Source organism: Vibrio quintilis, from assembly GCF_024529975.1.
Taxonomy (GTDB): Bacteria; Pseudomonadota; Gammaproteobacteria; order Enterobacterales; family Vibrionaceae; genus Vibrio; species Vibrio quintilis.
Map to the genome: position 1 here is coordinate 4020959 of NZ_AP024897.1, position 21683 is coordinate 4042641.

The window sequence follows — 21683 nt, forward strand, 5'->3', positions numbered from 1 at the left end:
AGGTGTATGAACCCGCTTCAGCCCTTTGTTTCTGCTCATTCCGGGATGTCGCTGATCTTGTCCGGGCTGAGACTGTCCGGTACAGCCCGATAAGGTGTATTTATGCGTTCACTGCCACTCTCACAATTTTTTATCGCGCTGTTTGCGCTGCTGATTCTGCTGACCAGCCTGACTCAATATGGCGGTGTCAGTGAATTCGGGGCCGGATTTCTGCCCACCGTCCTGAGCGGGTTATTGTTACTGTTCACCCTGATAGATGGCGCGATTCATTACCGTCAGCAGCATCACGGCCGTTTCCCGATCACTGCCGCAGAAGTGCGCGCATTACTGATGATTGGCGTCTCCGTCATTGTGTTTATTCTGCTGATTGAAACGCTGGGCTTCATTCTCTGCGCTACCTTATTGCTGTTCAGCCTGATCATGATACGCCGCAGAGACAAACTCTGGTTGTGGCTGCTGTTTTCCGCCGCGGCTGCATTCGGCATTCATTATGTATTTGCCAGCGTTCTGATGGTTGCCCTGCCTTCCGGCATCTGGAGTTAGGAGTCACATATGTCTGTTTTTCTCAGTGCACTACAATACATTGATCTCAACGCCATCATCGCAATTATCGCTGCGGGTCTTTTTGGCTTATTTGTCGGTTCCATCCCCGGCCTGACTGCGACCATGGCGGTTGCTCTGATGGTGCCGTTTACCTTTTTTATGGACCCGATTCCGGCACTGGCACTGATGATTTCAATCGGTGCCTCCTCGATTTATGCCGGTGATATTCCCGGCGCGCTGCTACGCATTCCCGGCACCCCGGCTTCGGCCGCTTATGTCGCCGATTCCAATGAGCTGGTGAAACAAGGCAAACTGAACCGGGTGCTCGGCATCGGGCTGACCAGCTCCGTTATCGGCGGTCTGGTTGGTGCACTGATTCTGATGCTGGCTGCGCCATTGCTGGCGAAGTTTGCCCTGAAGTTCAGTTCCTATGAATATACCTGGCTTTCTCTGCTCGGTTTAACCTGTGCGACGCTGGTGGTTGGCAACCAACCGTTGAAAGGGCTGGTTACTTTATGTCTCGGGCTGCTGTTAGCCTGTGTCGGTTACGATCAGATCACCGGTGTCCCCCGCTTTACTTTCGGTCAGGTCAGCCTGTTGCAGGGCGTGAATTTCATCCCGGCGATGATTGGTTTGTTCGCCATTTCCGGCGCAATCGAATATTACGCCGGACGCATTCAGGACAGCACCAGCCGTCAAACAGCAACACCGCAAACCGATTCAGGCATGAACCTGTTTAAAGGTGTGCCTTCACTGTTATGGCAACGCAAATTCAACCTGATGCGCAGCAGTGTGCTCGGCACCCTGATTGGTGCCCTGCCCGGTGCGGGTGCAGACATCGCCGCATGGATTTCTTATGCGATTTCCAAAAAGTTTTCCAAAAACCCGGAGCTGTACGGGCATGGCTCGGAAGAAGCGATTGTCGATGCGTCCAGCAGTAACAACGGTAGTCTGGCCGGAAGCTGGATTCCGTCGCTGGTATTTGGGATTCCCGGCGATTCAGCCGCAGCGATTATTATCGGCGTGCTGTATATGAAAGACATGAACCCCGGCCCGACGCTGTTCCTGTTCCAGCCGGATAAACTCTATGCGGTGTTTATTCTGTTCTTTATCGCCAACCTGATGCTGCTGCCACTGGCAACGCTGGTGGTGAATTTTATCAAGCGCATCATCTACATTGATAAAGCCGTGCTTTACCCTGTGATTATTCTGTTCAGCATGGTCGGTTCATTCGCCATCAACAATGATTTGTCATCGATTTACGTCATGCTGGGCATGGGCGTGCTGGGTTACCTGTTGCAACGCGGCCAGTATCCCATTTCCCCAATCATTCTCGGGATGATCCTCGGCCCAATGTTGGAGAAGAACCTGCTGTCGTCCCTGATTAAATCAGACGGCCAGCTACTGGCCTTTGTCGAACGGCCGGTGTCGATGTTTCTTGCGACCTGTTTCTTTGCGGTGGTGGTGATGCAGGTGTTCAGTATTATCCGGGCTGCCGGAAGCGGTTCGCAGAAGGTGGTTGAAGGGTGATTTTTTAGTTTATTTTGAGGTTTGGAGAATTTGGGCTCCTGTGAAATACAGCGGCCCAAATCACCAGCAAAAATTCAGAAATAAGAACCCGGTTTCTTCATACCGGATAAATTTAGCATTGTTATCCAGATAAATATCCAACCGGCAGATATCCGCTAAGTCAGGCTGACCTTCTTCACCTATCATATCCAGTCGTCCAATCCATGATTTGTTATCAGTATACGACCAGTGAATCATTGCAAATAAGTCCCTTGAAAACATGGTTTCGACCAATGGGCGTTTAATAATCATCATACCCACACCATTGGAAACAATTACTTTATCACGGGTTTGATCATAATTATTCAACCGGACTTCGACCGGATGTGTCGGATTGTTGTAATGAATATACAGACGCTTGGGAAAGAAAAAAGCACCTGCCATGCCACAGAAAATTACAGCCATAGCGACTTGGGTTATTTTCTGCCATTTAGCTGCCATTTCTTAGCTCTTCTCTGTTTGGATGAATACAAAAATGAATGTCCCGTGAGTCGACAAATGGTGTTTGTTTCAGGGTTTCCATTAACTTAAACGGCGTTAATCCCGCAGCCAAGTCCCCATATTGACGATATAGTTGAAAGCCAGCTTCAATACCCAGTCTATCATCTGGTGTGTCGCCAGATGTCGTTAGGTTATCCAAAAACTGTGCACCAGAAGCCCCCTTTAACAAAAGTTCCTGACTGAAACCACAGGCAAGCCCGACATAACCATAATGGATATTCGACCAGATATCATAAAAATAATCGTGTTTCTTATACTTGTGCCAGTAGCTCTTTGAATCTGTCGGAATATCACCCTCATTTTTCGGGTCAGCCCGAAACGCCCGTACCTCTCTCAACGGCCATAACTTACGATGAACTGCAACTGCCTGTAAACGGGAATTATGAGAAATCAACGGTTTGTGATCCCACGGATGACCTTTAAATACCTGACTGGTCCATATAGCCATTGCTGACATCAAATCCGGACCGGGCGCTGCGATCAATAATTGTCGATATGTGGGTAATTGTTGCCACTTTTTCAGACGCTTCTGATGATAGTTAAGTAAGTAGCGAATACTTTTACAACTCTCACTCTGAATGTTGGTTCTGATTTCACCAATGATATATTCTGCAACCAATAAAGCACCGTCTGGATGTTGGCAAGCCAGGGTGATCATCACTGGATCATGGATATTTGCCGGTGTCGAAAGTATCTCTTTTTTCAAAATCCAGCCGGATGAATCTGTCATGAACCCTCCCTGAGAAATATTTGTATTTTTTTCGGCTGACTCCCCGTATCTACTACCGGCAGTTTCCCGGTACGGTCTGTTCTTCCTTCAGCAACAATATTTCCATCAACAAGAATGCAGTACTCTCTATTGGTCAAAGGCTGTCCGGTTTCATCTTGAATAACAAACCTCCGGTTATATGGCTTATCCATGAGTTGTGGTTCAGGAGATTCATCACCAATATTAACTGTACCGCCTCCAACAGTGACGCCACCACAGTTAACGGTTCCTCCCGTCAGAGCTGCTGGCTTATAATTTATCTGTACTGTTGATGATCCAGACAATATTTTACGCTTATGAGGTGGATGTTTTGGTTTTGCGTGCGGAGCAAGCAAATCTCCGACTCTTGCAGCAGAAATGCCATCCATGAATACATCGGATGAACCGGAAATGACTGGTGTAGGTGGAAAACCATGATGGTCAGTCCCCATATCACCAACACGTACCGCTTTTGCCATTACTCCTCCGGGATAAATATAAGACTCAAACGAGTCTTATACGCTACTGGTTTATCAAGAGAATAACGAGAGTCTGATACAATCAATCTGGTAATCTGAGATATTCTGATAAAAAACATCTCGATTTATTAACTGTTTTATCCGGAATTGAGCAATAAAACTTTATCAATAATCGCTTTTTTATCTGAATTTCAGGGGGGATGCTTTGGGCTAGAGTTGTCTTAGCTCGTTCCGTGGTTCCAGGCAACATCTGGTGCACGCGCTTCACTTCATCTTTTTTCATGAAGTTCGAATAGTTTGAATAGATGCTTTCCGCATGGAGTAAGCTCAAGCTTGTGCGGATGATACTTTGGCCACCGGTTCAATCTTCTTTTAATTAACCATTGACCAATTCTTGGATCTCTGAGTTCCGGACAACTTTTCCAAAAACCTCCTGTCAATTTGACATCACACGATTGACCGTCGAGTAAAACCTTAACCTTGTGAACCTTCCAGCAAAAATAATCAGACCTGTCCCGGATTGAAATACGAATTCCCAAACCAGCACCTGTTTGATGATTTGGACGCCCATTAGACCAGGCACTCACTTCCATCATCGTCAATTCCATTCAAGATATGATCCTTTTCAGTATAGATCGCCATCAATTAAAGAGTGCCACTCAAAATTGACTTCAGCGATCAGAACATCACTGAGCCTTACACTAATATCCAGCTGGCAAACCAAATCCGGGTTATATGTTGACGAACCAGCCGCTGGTCTTCATCAAATGAGGCATAGTATTCGAGGTATTCTTCCTGCACCGGTGTCTCCTGCTTTTTTGGTTGACTGATTTGCAGCTATCCGGAAAAAACCGGAGACTGGCTCCGGTTTCTGCTGATTGATTCAATCAGGTATTGACGCTCTGGGAAATTGCTCAGGAAGTCACTTCCCGAAGTTCCGGCTTGCGACTCCGATAGACAGCAACAATCGCATAGGTCACCGGGATCAGGCAAGCGGCATAAACAATTTTGAAGCCATAGTTATCGATAATCCGGGTAATCAGGCCGGTACTGACTGACGTGCCGAAGAAGAGTGAAATCCACACGATCGTGTAGGTGATCTGGCCGCAGCTGGTTGAGACAATACACCGCAACCATAACGGACATCTGGCTAAGCGGTAGCGCAAAGAGCGGAAGATCAGATTGTTCGTCTGATCAGCTAACAACAGACACAGCGCATTAATCAGATATAATTTGGGTAATTTTCCAAATACAGTCAGATATGCATCAGACAAAGTGAAAACATTCAGCGTGAGATAAACCAGTGCCGATGCAATCACCATCACGACGGCTGCCATACAGGTCAATTGTCTGGCATAGCGGTACTGAAAAATCTCGTTCACCGAGTCCAGGATAATGAAAGTTAAGGGGAAAATAAGAATCCCGGCTGGCTGGGCAGTGTGGAACAGATGTACCGTATTCGGTGACATTGGAATCGCTAACAGCAGAAACACCAGATAAAACGCAAACAAGCCGCCAATCCAGAAGAAGTCATACTCATCTTTTTGTGAAATATACCCGTTCGACAGTTCACGAATTAATGCCCTGTCTTTGCTGTCAAACATCAGCAATACGTTTTTTTTCAGCAGGTCATCTGCCGGTGCATGCAGCCTGACGCCTTTATCTGACTCGTAAAGAATACTGTCAGCTGTGTGTTTAATAATTTTAAGCTTCATATATATACGTCTCTTTATCGATTATCATTTCGATTTTGCCAATAACTGACGGTTCAAGGGGTGCGGTTGAGGAAAGGTAAGTCCACTCCAGACGGGTCACTAAATCATGCCTGCTGGCAATCACTAATCCGAGCTGCTTGTCTTCAATCAGGTAGAGACCATCTCCGGTCGTTGCTGAAGAAACAATCACCAAAATATTTTCCGGCAAAGAGCCTGCAATGACGCCAAAACTCTCTTCACAGGTAAATATTCCGGGAACTTTACACATGCCGGTTTGTTGCTTATCACCAGAATTGATCTCGTATACCGGAAAAACAGCAATCGGGATTTCTTCGCAGCTTCCTTCTCCGGTCAGCAACCATGACTGAGAGACCTGAAGATAATCCGCAATCGCCGGCAGGTGCTTTTTAGGAGACTGGATGCGGCCGGTCATAATATTACTGACATGCCCTTTGCCTAAATTCAGCTCACGCGCTAACTGAGTCGCACTGATACCCCGCATTCTCATGGTTTCCCTGAGTCTGTCACCGATATGCCTCATAGAGTTACCTATTTATCAATATACAACGTGACGATATTAACTTAAATGCATTGCTTTTGAAAGAGAAGGGATTAAAATGAAATACAAAGTATTATTAAATAATTATTAAGAATAACGTTATGCATGGCACAGATACAGATATAGCAAAGAATAGCTACTTACCTGTTATTTCAGCGCAAATACAGTGTATTAACGAGCTATCTTCCAAGACAAGGCAGGAAAAACTTTCCCTGCTTTACCGTGAAAATCATTACTGCATTGCTAAAGTCCCCCCGGAACTGGCAGCAACCGATGACTCAACCGTTTTGTTTCAGGGCAAAGGCCGGGCCTGTCACCTGTTTCTCAATGGTTATATGGCTTCATTTCTGACAGCCTAGAGTGAGTTGCGCCGGGTGCGTAAAATAACACCTCTCTCATGGGAGAGAGGTGTTATTTTCTCTTGTGATAACATTCAGGCCTGACGCTGATGAAACGAAAATCGTTGCAGCATATCGCGCATCATCCTGCTCTGTGAAGCCAGTTCATCCACAGCTGCAGCTGTTTCAACTGAAGCAGACGCATTACCACGGGTCACCTCTTCGATAAAAGCGACCGCCTGATGGGCTTCATCCACACCCAACGCCTGCTCTTTGCTGGCTTGTGCAATCTGTGCAATCAGATCCGCACTACTGTTGATTTGCTCAAAGACCGTTCCCAGTGATTCGGAAGTATGTTCAGCAATTTCAGCACCGGTGAGCGTTTTATCTGCGGCCATCTGAATCAGCTTTGCCGTTTCCTGTGCGGCATCTGTACTTCTTGATGCCAGCATTCTGACTTCATCGGCCACAACAGCGAAGCCTTTTCCCTGCTCTCCTGCCCGCGCGGCCTCAATAGCAGCGTTCAGAGCCAGCAAATTTGTTTGCTCAGCAATTTCATCAATTGTGTTAATAAAGTCCGTAATACTGTGCGTGGCTGTTTTTATCTCCATCATCGCTGTAACCAGCGTATGCATTTTTTCCTGACCTTCCGTCACTGCATCTTTTGCCAGCAACGCCAGATGACTGGCTTCTTCCGCAGAGTCTGCATTGACACTGGTCTGAGACGATAACTCAGCCAGAGATGCGGATAAACGTTCAACACTCTGGCTTTGATCTTCAGCACCTTCAGCCAGGGATTGACTGGCTTGAGAAATCTGGTGGCTGCCAACAGAGATTTGCTCTCCGGAATCCTGCACCTGACGCAGCAAGTCTGTCAGGTTGGTTACCATTTCCTGTAATGAATAACCGAGCGAATCTTTCTCTGACACGATATCAGCCTGCTGAGATAAATCACCAGAAGCGATTTGCTGAGTCAGCTTCGCCTTTTTCTGAAGTGCGGCAACCATCATCCTGATAGATTCATACAGGCTTCCTTCCGTTTCTTCGTCAGCATTCAGGGCAACAGATAAATCTCCGGCGGAAACCTGTTTCACGATGTCAGACACTTCCTTCGGATCACCCCCGAGCTGGCGGAATGTAATCCGGACAATCCAGAATCCAATCAAAAGACTGCCGGCTACGGAAATCACCACAATCAACTCAATAATATGATTCGCTGTCCGGTTTTCCTGCTGTAATTCAGGCCCGAGCGTGTCCTGTTCTTTCTTCACTGAGAGTTTAATATTCTCAATGTGATTCGCGGCAACAGGACCAATCCGGTCCAGAGTACTTTTAATAATGTCATTCCGCTGAAAAACCTCGCTAACCACAGCATTGAATGATTGACGGTATACTTTTGTTCCGGCCATCACCCTTTCCAGTAAGGTCCGCCGTTTCCCTTCTTGCAACTGTTGGTCTAGTTCCGCAAAACTTTCATACAGTTCATCCAGTTCCTGATCGACGCGGTCAACAGCTGTTTGATTATTGGTGTCGAGAAACTTCAGTGCATAGAGTCTGGCCAGAAGTAAATGGCGCAAACCCAGTGAAGCAATATAAGAGACTTCAACATCACCATCTTCTTTCGCGGTAAATAATACCTGGCTGAGATTTTTTTCAATCTCCGGGCCTTTCACATTCATCACTTCATTCACATTGTGATTACGTAATGCTTTGAGCTTTACCACTTCAGAAAAGCCCTGATTGTATTCTTCAAGCAGTTTCGAAATTTTGAAAATGGATTCTTTACGCTGCGGGTTTTTGACCTCATGCTTTGCCGCTTCGATAAATTGCTGAGTGTTCGCCAGATGCCGTTCGTAATCGGCTTTATCCCTGAGATCAGAAGAAAGAATGTAGTCCTTCACATTCAGGCGCATTTGCAGCAGGTTGGCCTGAATTCTTCCGGAAAGGTTGGTCGTTCGGGCTAATGAGCGGTAAGTCGTAAAACCCTGGGAGGAGTGATTCAAAGCGTTGTAGGATGCAATCCCGACAAATATCATCAGGACCGTGAGTGCTCCAAAACCTGAATAGAGCATTTTTTTAAAACCAAACATAATAAGATGACCTATAATTTCAGAATATATTATTGATGAATCACATACTTATATTTAAAGGCATCAGAGTCCCGGTATATTATCCGGTAATTTAATGATAGTGTGATTCAAATATGCTGTGCCAGATTATCAGGCACGATAATAACAATATCACCATCAGAAAGAGAAAATAATTATCAAAAATACACGAAGAGAATATGTAGCCGGACAAGCTTGTGCTTCACGTTTCTTCCACAAATAAATATACGGAAGAGAAATTCTATTTATCATTCTGTCAGGTAAGCGGAGCCTTCAGGCTCCGCATTCATTAATATACAATAAATTAATTTTATTTGGCTATGCTTCCGCCACAATCGGCTTTAATGGAATTACCGCTGCCACCACGAATCCGGCAATTCGGATTTCCTCTGGATTTACCATCTAAAACTTTCGTCTTTTTAGCATCCTGAATATAAATACCTTCTTTGGTAGAACCAGAAATATCAACATATTTCACTGTCGCATTACTACTGCCACTGACACTAAAGAAACCCCGGCCGGAGTTACGTGACTTCACTTTGTTGACTGTCACTTTACCGTTATTATTCGCAAATCGCAGAGTCGCATAGCCGCCGCCCTGAGCATTTTTATTCCCGGTCACAGTACCAATTTTACCGTTTTTACTTCGGTTGACTAACACGCCACAGCCTTTGGTACTACTGGCATTGACTTTACTGATCGAATAGCCATTCACATCCCACAGTTCCAGAGCATGACCGCCGACATTACTGGCTTTAATCGTGCCAATGGTGACATTTTTACTGGCATAGCCTTTATCAAATCTTATTCCACCAGTACTTTTTGACATATTCTTCATCGTGAAGTTGGAGATATTCAAACCATCACAGGAACGAATAAACAAGGCGTAACGGGGATTATTCGTCACAGTAATGTTTTTAATCGTCACTTTGGCCTGTTTATTACAGCTAAACAACGGCTTTCCGGTTCCTACTCCGCTCCCATCGATTGTCCTGCCCTTAAAGTCATAGGTACCGGTTTTCAGTTTCACCGTGTCTTTGGGTTTTGAAGATATTTTACTGGTATCCGCAGCGATTGCAGCAACTGAAAACAGCGAACATGCCAGAACAACTGTTGTTAGTGATAAATTTAACTTTGTTTTTTTCATAATATTTCCAATTTTTACTTATATCATTTATTCGTAAAACCGGATATATGGCGAAAGAGAACCACATATATCATCATTTATACGGTAAATGATTTATTAAAATAAATTATTCCTACTATTTATGAGTGTTTAAAAAACACTCAACTCAAGTTAATTCATCACTGTATATTTTTCAATCATCTGATAGCATAGTATTCATGAAAGTAATAAATGCTTATCAATAATATCCTCCATTAGAAACAGAATTAACATTACTTTCCGTGATGAAACAGAGTCACCAGAATTAGATTCAGAAGGGAAATATTGGTTTTTATAATTAAGGGTTTCGTATCATGAAGAACATTTTGTTTTATTTATTTGGTATAGCATCTGGTTATTTTATTTCAGATATTTATCAATCACTCAATTCACATTTTTATCACACAGTATTGCACGACGGCTACTCAGAACAACGTCAAATAAACAGAACAGAACCGCAACCCTGTATTACGACAAACTTTTCATCGGAAACAATTCATCATGAAATTCAGGTAGATTCTGTCGGAAGTAACAACACTTTCTCCCATTTTTCCCTTGCAAATCAATTGCTGGACCAGCTGGAAAACAGTTCAGAGATTGATTTTTCATCGAATGAATTTCAGGATTTATCTTTTCTGGTCAAAAAAGATGCAGCGCTGGCCACCCGGCTTACAGAAATCATCAGGGCCAGCCAGTCGTATGATGAAAAATGGAACCTTCTGAATATTCTGGCAAATAGTCATAGTCAGGAAACAATGCTTTTGGCGAGAGAAATGCTCACAGATCAAAATGATATTCAGACACAAAAGCTGGGGTTTGAATTCGTGGAAATGATGGACCTTCATCAGTTACCGGACACACTCAATCAGGCGCTGATTGATGTCACATACAATCAACCGGATACCGAGATACTTGAACAGGCGATTGCGCTACTCAGCCATCAAACAGATACGCATTTAAAAGCGGAAGTACAGGAGCGCTTTCAAGCTCTGATGCCAGACAGTAACCACCAGATTAAAGCAGCTGTCATTGACGGACTTGCCGAGATCGACGAACCAGATGAGATTCAGGAAACAGCACGCAGCTATTTGTCTGATTCAGATGAATTGATCAGAAATGCTGCTATCAGTTCGCTGTTTAAACTACCTCCCGGATCGATTGATTCTGATCTGGTGGCAGCCTTGCAACAGCTAAAAGATGATTCAACCACGACGGGCAGCACACGCCGCCTGGCTGCGGCGGTGCTGGATGTATTGTGAACAGTAGTTATGCCATTTTATGACGAATTTTTTTTAGGGCGGTGCCAATCTGAATTGTTTTCTTAAAAATGAATCGTTTCAGCGTAAAGAGCGACTTATTTTTTATGACATCTTTTTCTGGCACATGGGCATCAATTCCAATTAAATCAATCAATAAGTTATAGATGACTGTCCAGTGAGTCGAGTACACACCGCTATCAATCGCCATATCTTCCTGCGCAAATATTTTTTCTGCCGGTACCACCCGAACTCTTTCATCATAGGAGCGTTCAAACGTATGTAACTGACCATTAGTATGAATAACACCTTTGGACCCGGTAAACATCAACGGCACCATACAACCCGTTCCGGAGTTAGCAATGAAGTAATCAATACTTTTTGAGTAGCTGATTTTTTCTTTGTAGTCCTTACCAATCAAATTGATTAACGTGACTCCTTCAACCCCGGAAAGATGCGAGGCAATTGACTCAAATACAGCCATATCCCGGTTAATATTTTTGGGTGTATCAGCACTTCCACCACTGAAACTGGTCCATCCATCAATGATAACGGTAATAGAACGATAATGATTGAGAAGCTGCCGGACAATATGACAATAACCTTCCGTTTGTTCAAGCCAGGAACGCTTCTGAGCTGTAATACCAAACCAGAGAGAAAGCTCAGAATTCAGCGCTTTAGGCTCTGAATCATTTCGAAGGAATGTATGCATTTGTTCAGCATATTGATCATCATATTTGCTATTTAACAAGCCACCCAAAGTACAGGGGAAAAGATAGCAACCGCCAGCCAGAGCAGGTTTTAATGCTTTCCCTTCAGGTAGCCCGGCGTAAAAACAATTCTCATCTGTAAATGAATACCCGGAAACAGGTCCAAACTCATTCAGATAAAAATAGTTCACAAATTGATCGTACATGTAGTGATAAGGGCGTACCTGAGAGAAGAGCAATCCATGAAGTTTAGTATTGCCGCAATCCGGATCAATCTGGAATTCGCCCTTTTGAATCAAATTGAACACATCGGAAATCTCACCGGCATTTAACGGGTTTACAACTTCCTGCTCACAAATATAGCCATTCACCAGATCATAAATCTGAATCATATACCATGGGTTTTTCTTCTCTTGATCAGAAAAAAGAATGACATTGGCCTTACCGTAGCGTTGACTTTGACGACAGTAAGTGGCCATCTCTTTGCGGGGATGTTTTAGGATGAGCGTTTCATTTTTGACAGCCTCAAACAAAAACCGGGCAGCTTCCTGTCGGTCGAAAGCTATCAAATCATCAATATGATACATAGTGGCACCTTTACTAAAAGCACTCAGAACAGATTAAAATCAACCCCTGAACTGAGACTCTGAGTTCATTCTATCGATAACGGCCTGTACATCATCGGGGACATCGACTGCCAGAGAACCGGCTTCAACTTCAACCATATCCACCTGAAAATCAGACTCTAAAAAGCGCAGAATCTCTATATCTTCAACTTCTTCGTGCTTTGTTTTTGCCGCATTGCTATAAAAGAACGCCAGTTGTTTCTTTGAGAATGCATAGATACAGACCTGTTTATACCCGAAAGAGTACTCACCATATTTGGTCAGAGGAATTCCTGAACGACTCATATAAAGTAATTTGCCGGAGGTTGAAAATGTCACTTTAGGCACAGTGAAAGAACGGAATTCTTCTTCTGAAGTAATAGCGCACATTGCATTGGTTACATTGCCGGTCTTTTGAAAGACTGAAATTACTTTTTTAATATCATCAGGATTGATCAGCGGCTCATCCCCCTGAACATTGACAATAAAGTCCTTATCGAGTGCTTGATTCGCTTCCGCCAGTCTGTCTGTACCGGTCAAACACTCCGAACTGGTCATCACAACCTGTCCACCAAAACTCTCCACAACGTCCTGAATCCCTTCATCATCCGTCGCTACATAAACCAATTCAGGACCAACTGCTTTACAACAACGCTCCCAAACATGTTGAATCATAGGCTTACCACATATATCGACTAAAGGTTTACCCGGAAAACGGCTGGATTTAAAGCGTGCAGGTATAACAACAGCAAAGCTTTGAGTACTATTCATTTTAATATCACTTCTGAAAAATCATGAATGGCAGGAAACTGATGTGAAGCACATAAGCCCAGCATTTTTTCCTGAACATTGGAATAAGGAGAATAAAAAATAAAATCAATCTGATTTGATAAAGAAGCTTTCAGGTCTGATTCTGCATCACCAAACATAACACAACAACCGTTGTTTTCACTTTCGATGATAGCGCTGATTATTTCACTTTTGGGTTGAGGAGAGCCAAATATCCCATGAAAGTATTCAGAAATTCCTCTTTGCTCAAAAATATCTCTTAGCTCTTGCTGCTCTGAACCACTTGCAACATATTTGCGCCCTTTAAGCTGGTTCAAAAAGTTCATAAATCCAGGCGTAAACTCAGCTTCCAGGTATAGTTTTTTACACAATGCTGAATAGTTGACGAGTATTTTTTCTTTCGTGATTTCAATTTCAGAGTCAGGCACCGGCAATAAATCCCGCACAAAATAATCGACATGATGAAAGCGTGATTTGCCAAAGTTTTTACTGAAATAATCCAGACACCCGGTAATTATCTCATTATCGGAAAACAACGTAGATAACGCTGTTTTCATCGCTTCTATTTTTAACTGGTTTGAATCAAAAATCACACCATCGCAATCAAATATATAGAAATCATAGTCAGATAGATGGCGCATATACAGAACCTTTACTTATCGGGTATGACGTTGGTGTGATAGCGACCACCGGTTGGCTGTTATCATGTGCATCATATAAATTCACCAACTCAACCATTTCCTGCTGCCTGATATCGTTTTTCTGATAACCATCAAATCCGGCAACGGTAATATTTTTCACTTCTGATTCAAGCAACACACCAAGAATATAAGCCGTTGTCAGATCAAAAGGCACCGTGACATAAGAGCCATTTACAGCAAATTTTCCTTTCGAAATCTCAATGCCATAATCAATCAGTTCTATGCCATCAAACTCTTTCAGTTCAGTATCATTAAAACGGCACTTTGGTAAAATAACCGGTTTATTGAGTTGCTTGTATTTTCCGGAATCAGATAAAAATTTAGAGTTATGGGAAATGACATAATAATCGATCAATTCCGCTGATATATGCGTGGTAATGTTTATTGAAATGACAACCGGCTTGACCCGCTGGATATAAAGCTCTATTGCTGAAGCGTATTTTTTGGTACCGGGTGCATTTGTCACAATGAGTATCTGTTTTCCATCAAACAAATGACTTGTTTCCGTCGTTCCGGAAACTTTGGTGTTATTAGAGTCTGAAAAATTAAGTGCTGTATCCAAAACTGCGCCGTTGTATGAAGTACTGCCTTTTAGCTGGCTCAGATAATCTATCGCACCAATGATTTCATCCGTACCATAATGCGTACTGGAAAGCAGGTTTTGAATATACGTAGGATGAACATCATTTTGGGCACCAAGAAAATACAGCAGGCTACTTCCCCATCCATATTCTTTTTGCATCGGTTCAAAATATCGGATGACCAACTCATAGAGCGGTTTAGGGTTATATTGGGGATTAGTTTTATTCAGAACGGTCAAAAGATATTCTGTTTGAGTATTGCCGGCTCCTCTTCCCATCCCGGTAATGGTTGCATCCAGCCAGCTGACACCAGACTTTAAAGCTGCCAGTGTATTATCCAGCCCTTTCCCCATATTATTATGAGTATGAATTCCCATCTCTCCCTGCCAATGCCGGCGAATTGCTTTCACTATTCGCACCACTTCATCCGCATCCATATTGCCAAGTGAATCAGCAAAATAGAGAACATCGACGCCTTGCCATTGATTTATCTGCAAAGCTTTATCAGAGATGACATCATCCGCTTTCCCCCCCGCCTGCATCAGATTAAACCCAACGGTATAACCTAACTCTTTTAATCTGGCAACAATGGGACCGGATGTCTCGACTTCATGAAAATGAGCGGCAACTCTGACCAGACTCACTTTACTTTCTGAAGCTGGGGAAAACAGTAAATCAACTGCTTCGCTGATGTCGAATCCTGATTCAAGAATGGTCTTAGCATCAACCATCACACCGTAAACAGGTCCATCAGGCAGCTCTAATGAATTTAAGAAATCTTCGGTAGTATAAGCAAAAGCACCCAGAAAGCCTTGCTTCGGAAAGTTTCTGAGACCCAATTCAACGTAGTCAATCCTGGATTCTGCAATACGGGTGAGATACTGTTCAACGACATCACTATCAAAATCCCAGTCGTTATAGTAACCACCATCCCGTAACGTACAATCTAATATATTCATACTTTCCCTGATAATCCAATAATTAAAGGGCAACATGTAATATATTATACAATACATAACAAAACAGCGATCGTGAACTGCTTAATTGCTTGTTTATCTAACGATTATGTAACTACCTTATGCAGTAACAGAAACCATCCTGCAGCCTCTTATGAATATCAGCTTTTATCTGTTGTGCCCGATATTCAATCGTATCCTGCCTAACGATTTGTCGTTACACCCATTGCCCCGCCACCCAGCCGGATGACCAGGCCCACTGGAAATTGTAACCACCCAGCCAGCCGGTAACATCCATCACTTCACCGACAAAAAACAGTCCGGGAACTGTTTTACATTCCATTGTTTTGGAAGAAAGATGATCTGTATCGACACCGCCTAATGTGACTTCTGCGGTTCGATAGCCTTCAGTACCATTAGGGGCAATGTGCCAGTTTTCCAGAGTTTGAGTAACGCCGGTTCTTTCTTTGTCATTAAGTTGTCTTAACGTTTTATCCGGCAAATCACCTCTTTCAATCAGAACTTCAACTAACCGTTTTGGCAATAACCGGGCTAAGGTATTTTTCAGGGTTTGATTCGGATGATTCTCACTCACGTCAGCAAGATAAGTTTCAATATCTGTATCCGGCAGCAGATTCACTTTTACCGCCTCGCCAGCATGCCAGTATGATGAAACCTGAAGCACTGACGGGCCAGATATACCCCGATGGGTAAACAGAAGAGATTCTTTAAATGATGTACCATCTTGTGTGGTCAATATCACAGGTACTGCAATGCCAGATAAATCACTAAACTGTTCTTTATCTGCTTTATGTAAGGTAAAAGGAACCAGCCCGGCTCTTGTTGGCCGAACATTCAGGCCAAATTGCTCAGCAATCTTATAACCAAATGGTGTCGCACCGAGTTTTGGCATAGAAAGCCCGCCGGTTGCAATAACCAATGATTCACATGAAACATCCTTGTGGTTGATTTTTAAGGAAAAATTGAGTTTATTTTGTTCAATCTGACTAATTTCTGCCTGATAAAGGAACGAAACCGATGGAGATTCACATTCTTTGAGCAACATACTGACAATATCTTTTGCTGAATCCAGACAAAATAACTGCCCGTGATCGCGCTCTTCAAAAGGAATCTCATACTCACTGACTAACGAGATAAAATCCCAGTTTGTATATTGAGACAGCGCAGATTTGACGAAATGTGGGTTACAACATAAGTAATGACCGGCTGACACATCGTAGTTCGTGAAATTACAACGACCACCACCTGAGATCAGAATTTTTCTACCCGGCTTTTTACCATGATCAACCACTAAAACTGTTCTGCCCCTTTTTCCGGCCTGAGCTGCGCACATTAAACCGGCAGCACCGGCCCCAATGATCACAACGTCATATATCTCATTCATTAACACATTACCTGTTATCAAACCTGAAATAAAAAAGGATGCGCTTTATGCACATCCTTCTATCAGAGAAATTCTATTTTAACGGTAAATACGTTTAACCACAAACTGAGCGAAAATACATACAGCGATCTTCAATGAAGATAAGAGTTAAAGCATCACAGCGGCCAGCATATCTACACCCAAAAGTGCAAAACAGAGTATGAACAACTGTCTGACTCTATCACACTTGCCGGTAAAGATTTCATCATGGTGATGAAGATATTCTTTACCTTTCAGGTAAGAATAGAGCCTGACCTGCTTGTTCATATTGCCATGGGCTGTAAAAAAACCCGGACCATCAACCTGTTGATACAACAAAGGATGCGCTTCACGCATGATATAGATTAAAGAACGAAGCGCTGTAAAGCATCTGGCGACATTGAATATTGTCACCACAGTCAATCCCATGAGGATGGTATCTCCACTGATCATCTTTTCCTCCCTACATCTTCCGGATACTGGCGAAAAGACAATCAGCGCTGGATGTTATGCCGAAGCTTTATTCTGCTGCTGCCTCAGTATCCATGATAGAAGATGAACCTTTAGTTACCAATTCTGCTAAATCTTTATCGATGAAGAACAATGCTTTACCGTCTTCTCCGATCAGCTCTAACTTATCTAAGATCCCTTTAAATAACTTTTCTTCTTCGTGTTGCTCGGCTACATACCATTGAAGAAAATTAAAGGTTGAGTAATCCTGAGATGTGAAAGCCACATGTGCCAACTGGTTTATTTTTTGAGTGATCATCTGCTCATGTTTATATGTTTCACGAAATACTTCACCTAAGCTTTCGAAGTCGTGTCTGGGCGCAGCAATTGATCCTAGAATAGGCAGAGCTCCTGTTTCACTTACATAAGTAAATAGTCGCTGCATATGCCCCATTTCCTCATCTGCATGTTGCCGCAGAAATGAAGCTGCCCCTTCAAAGCCTTTATCTTCACACCAAGCACTCATTTGTAAGTATAGATTGGATGAAAAAAATTCGAGGTTAATTTGATCATTTAATTGTTTTACCATTCCATCTGATAACATAAATTACACTCCTGAACTATCCTTTGAATGAACTGAACTATCGTATGTTCAGTACCTTACCATCTCCCGACAAAGAAGTGGATATGAGATCACTTCGACACATTTTTTTAACAGTGGGTGCTACAGTGAATTCAACCGATAAACACGGAGACAGCACGATGACCTATAAACATATTCTGGTAACTGTTGATCTATCAGAAGAAAGTCGCATTTTGATCGACAAAGCCTCCGCTCTTGCCAAAGCACTGGATGCCAGGCTTTCATTTATTCACATTGATGTAAATTACGCTGAGTTATATACCGGATTGATTGATGTCAATTTAAACGAAACACGGCACTTTTCAATGGAAAACTCCCGAAAGCATCTCCAGGAGCTGTCAGAGTATGCTGACTATCCGGTATCTCACACACTGGTTGGCAGTGGTGATTTAGGCCACGAAATCTGTGAAACAATTAGTGAATTTGAAATTGATTTAGTTGTATGTGGTCACCATCAGGATTTCTGGAGTAAGTTACTCTCATCAACCAAAATGCTGATTAACTGCTCGCCTGTCGATATGCTGGTGATACCACTGAAAGAAGACTGACGGCAGGAGAATTCTTGGTTAAACTGATAAACCACTTTTTATGAAGTTGAAGAAAATAAAATGGTTTATCTTTCAGCGATTACAGTTCTCTGGGCTTTCTCATTCAGCCTGATTGGTGTTTATCTTGCCGGTCAGGTTGATTCCTGGTTTTCAGTTCTGATGCGTGTTGCTCTGGCATGTATCTTTTTTCTCCCATTTCTAAAATTTAAACGTATACCGGCATCATTAATCGTTAAATTAATGATGATTGGCGGGATTCAGCTTGGTCTGATGTACTGTTTCTACTACAAATCTTTTTTAATGCTTACCGTGCCCGAAGTTTTACTATTCACCGTCTTCACTCCGATTTATGTCACCTTAATCTATGATTTGCTTAAAGGCCGGTTTTCTCCCTGGTATCTTGTAACTGCAGCGATCGCAGTCATCGGTGCAGTGGTTATCAAGCGAACAGGCATCAATGAACATTTCATGCTCGGATTTCTGGTGGTTCAGGGAGCAAACCTCTGCTTTGCCATCGGACAAGTTGCCTATAAAAGGCTCATGGAAAATTATCAGTCAGATCTGCCGCAACACACTATTTTCGGTTATTTCTACATCGGGGCACTCATCGTTGCCTCTGTTGCTTTTCTGCTGTTTGGCAACGTGAATAAGCTTCCGGCAACAACGACACAATGGAGTATTCTGATTTATCTGGGCTTGATTGCTTCAGGGCTGGGATATTTTATCTGGAATAAAGGTGCATGTATGGTTAATGCAGGCGCTTTGGCAATTATGAATAACGCGCTTGTTCCGGCAGGGTTAATTGTCAATATTCTGATATGGAACAGGGATGCTGACCTGTTTAACCTGTCAGCCGGAGGGTCAATTATCGTCTTTTCATTGTGGATCAATGAAACCTGGGTGAAGAAAAAGCGGCTGCAATCATTACAAGATTAACCAGCCCCAGGCTCATAAACAGGTATAAATTCAGACGTAATTTCATTGCTCTCTGGTGAGCATACAGGGAAGCCAGCGCTTCCCTGCTAATGAATTTGCTTTCTATGTAAGTGCTCACTCTCGGCAAGGGATATATTTTCAAAACCTTTGATTGAGGCATAGATTTTCCTGGCCCGCTTCAATAATCTCTTCTGTTTTTTCTCAAGCTTTTTTAGTTTTTTTGCTGCTTTCTTATAGCGCTTATGAGCTTTTCTGATTTTCTTTGGTTTAAGCGAAGAAAAATCAATATTCTTACCTTCCCCCCCTTCAGTCTTACTTTTAATGTCCGACATCGCAGGTAAGGCTGCGGGTTTACACAACAATGATTGGTGATTTGCAGAACGTGCACAGCTTGTGCAGAAAAATTTCGGCTCTTTCACAAGCTGATAGATCTTGTCTGGAGAAAACCTGAAATCCCGGCGGTTCAGCTTACATAGTCGTTGCGTCATTTTTGTAAAACCAAATAATAATAATTCTTATTAGTGATTATATACAAAAAAGGTGTCTCCGCCAGCGTCAGAAACCGACGTCTACAGAAAGCACCTTAAACTCACTCATCCATCGCATTCATCGCAGCATTGACATAAACATCAAATCGATTCTTTTTCGTCTCAATAGACATCGTTGGCTTTTGGTTATTTAACCATGGCGCATAATCAGGCCTTTTGACTACAACTCGCTTTTTTGCCAGCTTCAAAGCAGGCTCAAGTAACGCATCAGCATCCTGATCACCACCAACAAGGGATTGGAATACACGCATTTCTTTTTTGACCAGTGCACTTTTCTTTTTCTGAGGAGGATGAGGATACATAGGATCAAGATAGACAACATCCGGAAAGCTTATATTCCCGTTATCATATGCATCATATAGTGCTTTATGACTGGAACAATGGATCAGAGACATTCGCTCGTTCACCCAAGCTTTTATTTCATCATCACAACCTGCCCGGCTCAGGCCATCCTCAAGCAATGCAGCAACAACAGGATGTCGTTCAATCATTTGAACCTGGCACCCCAGAGAAGCCAGCACAAAGGCATCCCGCCCCAAACCAGCTGTTGCATCTAAAACCACAGGTACGATTCCCTTATTCAGACCAACAGCTTTGGCAATTGCCTGCCCTTTACCACCACCAAACTTTCTCCGGTGTCTGACAGCTCCGCCCGCAAAATCAACATAAACCGGTCCGAGTTTGGGTTCATCCAGCTTTCTCAGTTCGAGACGCTCTGCAGTTAACACTAATGCAAACTGGCTTTCTTCTGTAAAAGACAGATGCCACCGATTAGCAATTTCAATTAATTCTGATTGTTTTTCTTCAATCTCACTGATCAGTTGTAATTGCAAAATATAGTTACTCCGGCGTGATACATTGTGGATTAGCAAAACTTATCTTCGGTTGAATGTATATGCTTATTTTTCTCATCAGCAATGATAGAATGATCCACCAATAACAAGCTAAAACAGCCTGAAAAGAGAAAATTATGCATCCTAATGCGGCAAAAATGGACGATTTAGATCGTGCCATACTTAAAATTTTAATGGATGATGCCCGCACACCTTATGCTGAAATGGCAAAACAATTCAACGTAAGTCCGGCCACAATTCATGTTCGGATCGAAAAGATGAAATCCGCCGATATCATTCAGAAAACAGAGGTCGTCGTCAATACGAAAAAGCTTGGTTACGACGTCTGCTGTTTTATAGGTATAAATCTCAACGCAGCCAAAGATTACCATTCAGCACTGGAAAAGCTCGATGCTTTAGATGAAGTTGTCGAAGCCTACTACACTACAGGCGCATACAATATCTTTGCAAAGCTGATGTGTCATTCTATTGAGGAATTACAACACGTTTTAATTGATAAGTTGCAATCTATTGAAGAAGTTCAATCAACAGAAACGTTAATTTCGTTGCAAAACCCAATACATAGAAATGTGATACCGTAGGCATTCAGTTTATATTCAGATAAACAACTATCCTGTTTATCAAAATATGATATGAATTATTTCTTATTTAAATAACTTAATAATTCTTCGGCTGATATTCCCTGTGCAGCTAAATCTTTTGCCATTGATTCAACTTGTTCACTCTTCCGGGACTCAATGACCTGTTCAAACTGATAGACCAAATCCCTCAGGACGTGAACAGGCACCTGTTTTGCCGCACTTTTGATGCGCTCGCTACTTTGATTACCCAATTCATTGAGTAATTTACCAAACATAATTTTCTCTGGTGATTCATCGAGTTGCTCCAGAACGCGGGCCATCTCATAAGTTGTCATCGACATGTGTATGATTTCCAAAAATAAACGACAATAATTATA

The 21683-nt window shown here is 42.8% G+C and carries 24 protein-coding genes and 1 pseudogene; 7 read left to right on the forward strand and 18 right to left on the reverse strand.

Going from position 1 to position 21683, the window contains the following annotated elements; all coding sequences use genetic code 11:
* Window positions 1–102: 102 nt before the first annotated feature.
* On the forward strand, window positions 103–543 hold the full coding sequence (locus tag OC443_RS18375) for a tripartite tricarboxylate transporter TctB family protein (protein ID WP_073582174.1): 441 nt from the start codon (window positions 103–105) through the stop codon (window positions 541–543).
* Window positions 544–552: 9 nt separating this feature from the next.
* Complete coding sequence (locus tag OC443_RS18380; RefSeq protein ID WP_073582172.1) at window positions 553–2073, forward strand: tripartite tricarboxylate transporter permease; 1521 nt, start codon at window positions 553–555, stop codon at window positions 2071–2073.
* A gap of 60 nt (window positions 2074–2133) precedes the next feature.
* On the opposite strand, the gene OC443_RS18385 is transcribed toward OC443_RS18380, so the two are convergent.
* The 6 genes and pseudogenes from OC443_RS18385 to OC443_RS18410 form a co-directional block, all read right to left on the reverse strand.
* Window positions 2134–2553, reverse strand: a complete 420-nt coding sequence (locus OC443_RS18385) for a hypothetical protein (RefSeq protein ID WP_073582170.1) — start codon at window positions 2551–2553, stop codon at window positions 2134–2136.
* Entirely contained in the window at window positions 2543–3343 is an 801-nt protein-coding gene (locus OC443_RS18390) for a polymorphic toxin type 44 domain-containing protein (protein WP_073582168.1), read from the reverse strand. The genes OC443_RS18385 and OC443_RS18390 overlap by 11 nt, the downstream gene beginning before the upstream one ends.
* Window positions 3344–3558: 215 nt before the next feature.
* Window positions 3559–3840, reverse strand: a pseudogene (locus tag OC443_RS26320) (type VI secretion system PAAR protein); the annotation flags it as partial.
* A gap of 269 nt (window positions 3841–4109) precedes the next feature.
* Window positions 4110–4448 carry a hypothetical protein gene (locus OC443_RS18400; protein ID WP_073582164.1) on the reverse strand — a complete coding sequence of 113 codons (339 nt, stop codon included), beginning with the start codon at window positions 4446–4448 and terminating at the stop codon, window positions 4110–4112.
* 306 nt (window positions 4449–4754) lie between these two features.
* Window positions 4755–5555 (reverse strand): queuosine precursor transporter, encoded by an 801-nt coding sequence (locus OC443_RS18405; RefSeq protein ID WP_073582162.1) that lies wholly within the window; start codon window positions 5553–5555, stop codon window positions 4755–4757.
* On the reverse strand, window positions 5545–6096 hold the full coding sequence (locus OC443_RS18410; protein WP_083601581.1) for a helix-turn-helix domain-containing protein: 552 nt from the start codon (window positions 6094–6096) through the stop codon (window positions 5545–5547). The genes OC443_RS18405 and OC443_RS18410 overlap by 11 nt, the downstream gene beginning before the upstream one ends.
* Window positions 6097–6215: 119 nt before the next feature.
* On the opposite strand from OC443_RS18410, the gene OC443_RS18415 reads away from it, so the two are divergent.
* Window positions 6216–6473 (forward strand): hypothetical protein, encoded by a 258-nt coding sequence (locus tag OC443_RS18415; RefSeq protein WP_073582158.1) that lies wholly within the window; start codon window positions 6216–6218, stop codon window positions 6471–6473.
* A gap of 74 nt (window positions 6474–6547) precedes the next feature.
* Here the strand turns inward: OC443_RS18415 and OC443_RS18420 are convergent, their stop codons facing one another.
* Together OC443_RS18420 and OC443_RS18425 are read right to left on the reverse strand one after the other, a co-directional pair.
* Window positions 6548–8542, reverse strand: coding sequence for a HAMP domain-containing methyl-accepting chemotaxis protein (locus OC443_RS18420; RefSeq protein ID WP_073582156.1), 1995 nt, complete (start codon window positions 8540–8542; stop codon window positions 6548–6550).
* Between the two features lie 328 nt (window positions 8543–8870).
* The gene (locus OC443_RS18425) at window positions 8871–9707 is read right to left on the reverse strand and encodes a right-handed parallel beta-helix repeat-containing protein (protein WP_073582154.1); all 837 of its coding nucleotides are present in this window, start codon (window positions 9705–9707) and stop codon (window positions 8871–8873) included.
* 332 nt (window positions 9708–10039) lie between these two features.
* On the opposite strand from OC443_RS18425, the gene OC443_RS18430 reads away from it, so the two are divergent.
* Window positions 10040–10984: a HEAT repeat domain-containing protein gene (locus OC443_RS18430; RefSeq protein ID WP_073582152.1), complete on the forward strand. Its 945-nt coding sequence runs from the start codon at window positions 10040–10042 to the stop codon at window positions 10982–10984.
* Between the two features lie 7 nt (window positions 10985–10991).
* On the opposite strand, the gene OC443_RS18435 is transcribed toward OC443_RS18430, so the two are convergent.
* The 7 genes from OC443_RS18435 to ftnA form a co-directional block, all read right to left on the reverse strand.
* Window positions 10992–12278: a hypothetical protein gene (locus OC443_RS18435; protein ID WP_073582150.1), complete on the reverse strand. Its 1287-nt coding sequence runs from the start codon at window positions 12276–12278 to the stop codon at window positions 10992–10994.
* A gap of 39 nt (window positions 12279–12317) precedes the next feature.
* Window positions 12318–13067, reverse strand: coding sequence for a 3-deoxy-manno-octulosonate cytidylyltransferase (gene kdsB, locus OC443_RS18440; RefSeq protein ID WP_073582148.1), 750 nt, complete (start codon window positions 13065–13067; stop codon window positions 12318–12320).
* Entirely contained in the window at window positions 13064–13726 is a 663-nt protein-coding gene (locus OC443_RS18445; protein ID WP_073582146.1) for an HAD family hydrolase, read from the reverse strand. The genes kdsB and OC443_RS18445 overlap by 4 nt, the downstream gene beginning before the upstream one ends.
* Window positions 13710–15326: an aldolase catalytic domain-containing protein gene (locus OC443_RS18450; RefSeq protein ID WP_073582144.1), complete on the reverse strand. Its 1617-nt coding sequence runs from the start codon at window positions 15324–15326 to the stop codon at window positions 13710–13712. The genes OC443_RS18445 and OC443_RS18450 overlap by 17 nt, the downstream gene beginning before the upstream one ends.
* Before the next feature lie 214 nt (window positions 15327–15540).
* Window positions 15541–16728, reverse strand: coding sequence for a BaiN/RdsA family NAD(P)/FAD-dependent oxidoreductase (locus OC443_RS18455; protein ID WP_073582142.1), 1188 nt, complete (start codon window positions 16726–16728; stop codon window positions 15541–15543).
* A gap of 147 nt (window positions 16729–16875) precedes the next feature.
* Window positions 16876–17199, reverse strand: coding sequence for a universal stress protein UspB (gene uspB, locus OC443_RS18460; RefSeq protein WP_073582140.1), 324 nt, complete (start codon window positions 17197–17199; stop codon window positions 16876–16878).
* 67 nt (window positions 17200–17266) lie between these two features.
* Window positions 17267–17800 (reverse strand): non-heme ferritin, encoded by a 534-nt coding sequence (gene ftnA / locus OC443_RS18465; RefSeq protein ID WP_073582138.1) that lies wholly within the window; start codon window positions 17798–17800, stop codon window positions 17267–17269.
* A gap of 158 nt (window positions 17801–17958) precedes the next feature.
* On the opposite strand from ftnA, the gene OC443_RS18470 reads away from it, so the two are divergent.
* Both OC443_RS18470 and OC443_RS18475 read left to right on the forward strand, forming a co-directional pair.
* Complete coding sequence (locus tag OC443_RS18470) at window positions 17959–18387, forward strand: universal stress protein (RefSeq protein ID WP_073582136.1); 429 nt, start codon at window positions 17959–17961, stop codon at window positions 18385–18387.
* A 60-nt stretch (window positions 18388–18447) separates the two neighbouring features.
* On the forward strand, window positions 18448–19323 hold the full coding sequence (locus OC443_RS18475) for a carboxylate/amino acid/amine transporter (protein WP_073582134.1): 876 nt from the start codon (window positions 18448–18450) through the stop codon (window positions 19321–19323).
* Between the two features lie 86 nt (window positions 19324–19409).
* Here the strand turns inward: OC443_RS18475 and OC443_RS18480 are convergent, their stop codons facing one another.
* The gene (locus tag OC443_RS18480; protein ID WP_143169289.1) at window positions 19410–19742 is read right to left on the reverse strand and encodes a hypothetical protein; all 333 of its coding nucleotides are present in this window, start codon (window positions 19740–19742) and stop codon (window positions 19410–19412) included.
* 170 nt (window positions 19743–19912) lie between these two features.
* Window positions 19913–20704: a class I SAM-dependent methyltransferase gene (locus OC443_RS18485; protein ID WP_073582130.1), complete on the reverse strand. Its 792-nt coding sequence runs from the start codon at window positions 20702–20704 to the stop codon at window positions 19913–19915.
* 137 nt (window positions 20705–20841) lie between these two features.
* Here OC443_RS18485 and asnC point away from each other — a divergent pair, with 137 nt between their 5' ends.
* On the forward strand, window positions 20842–21306 hold the full coding sequence (gene asnC / locus OC443_RS18490) for a transcriptional regulator AsnC (RefSeq protein WP_073582128.1): 465 nt from the start codon (window positions 20842–20844) through the stop codon (window positions 21304–21306).
* A 56-nt stretch (window positions 21307–21362) separates the two neighbouring features.
* Here asnC and tsrA read toward each other — a convergent pair whose 3' ends face one another.
* Entirely contained in the window at window positions 21363–21647 is a 285-nt protein-coding gene (tsrA, locus tag OC443_RS18495) for an H-NS-like global regulator TsrA (RefSeq protein WP_073582126.1), read from the reverse strand.
* Between the last annotated feature and the right edge of the window lie 36 nt (window positions 21648–21683).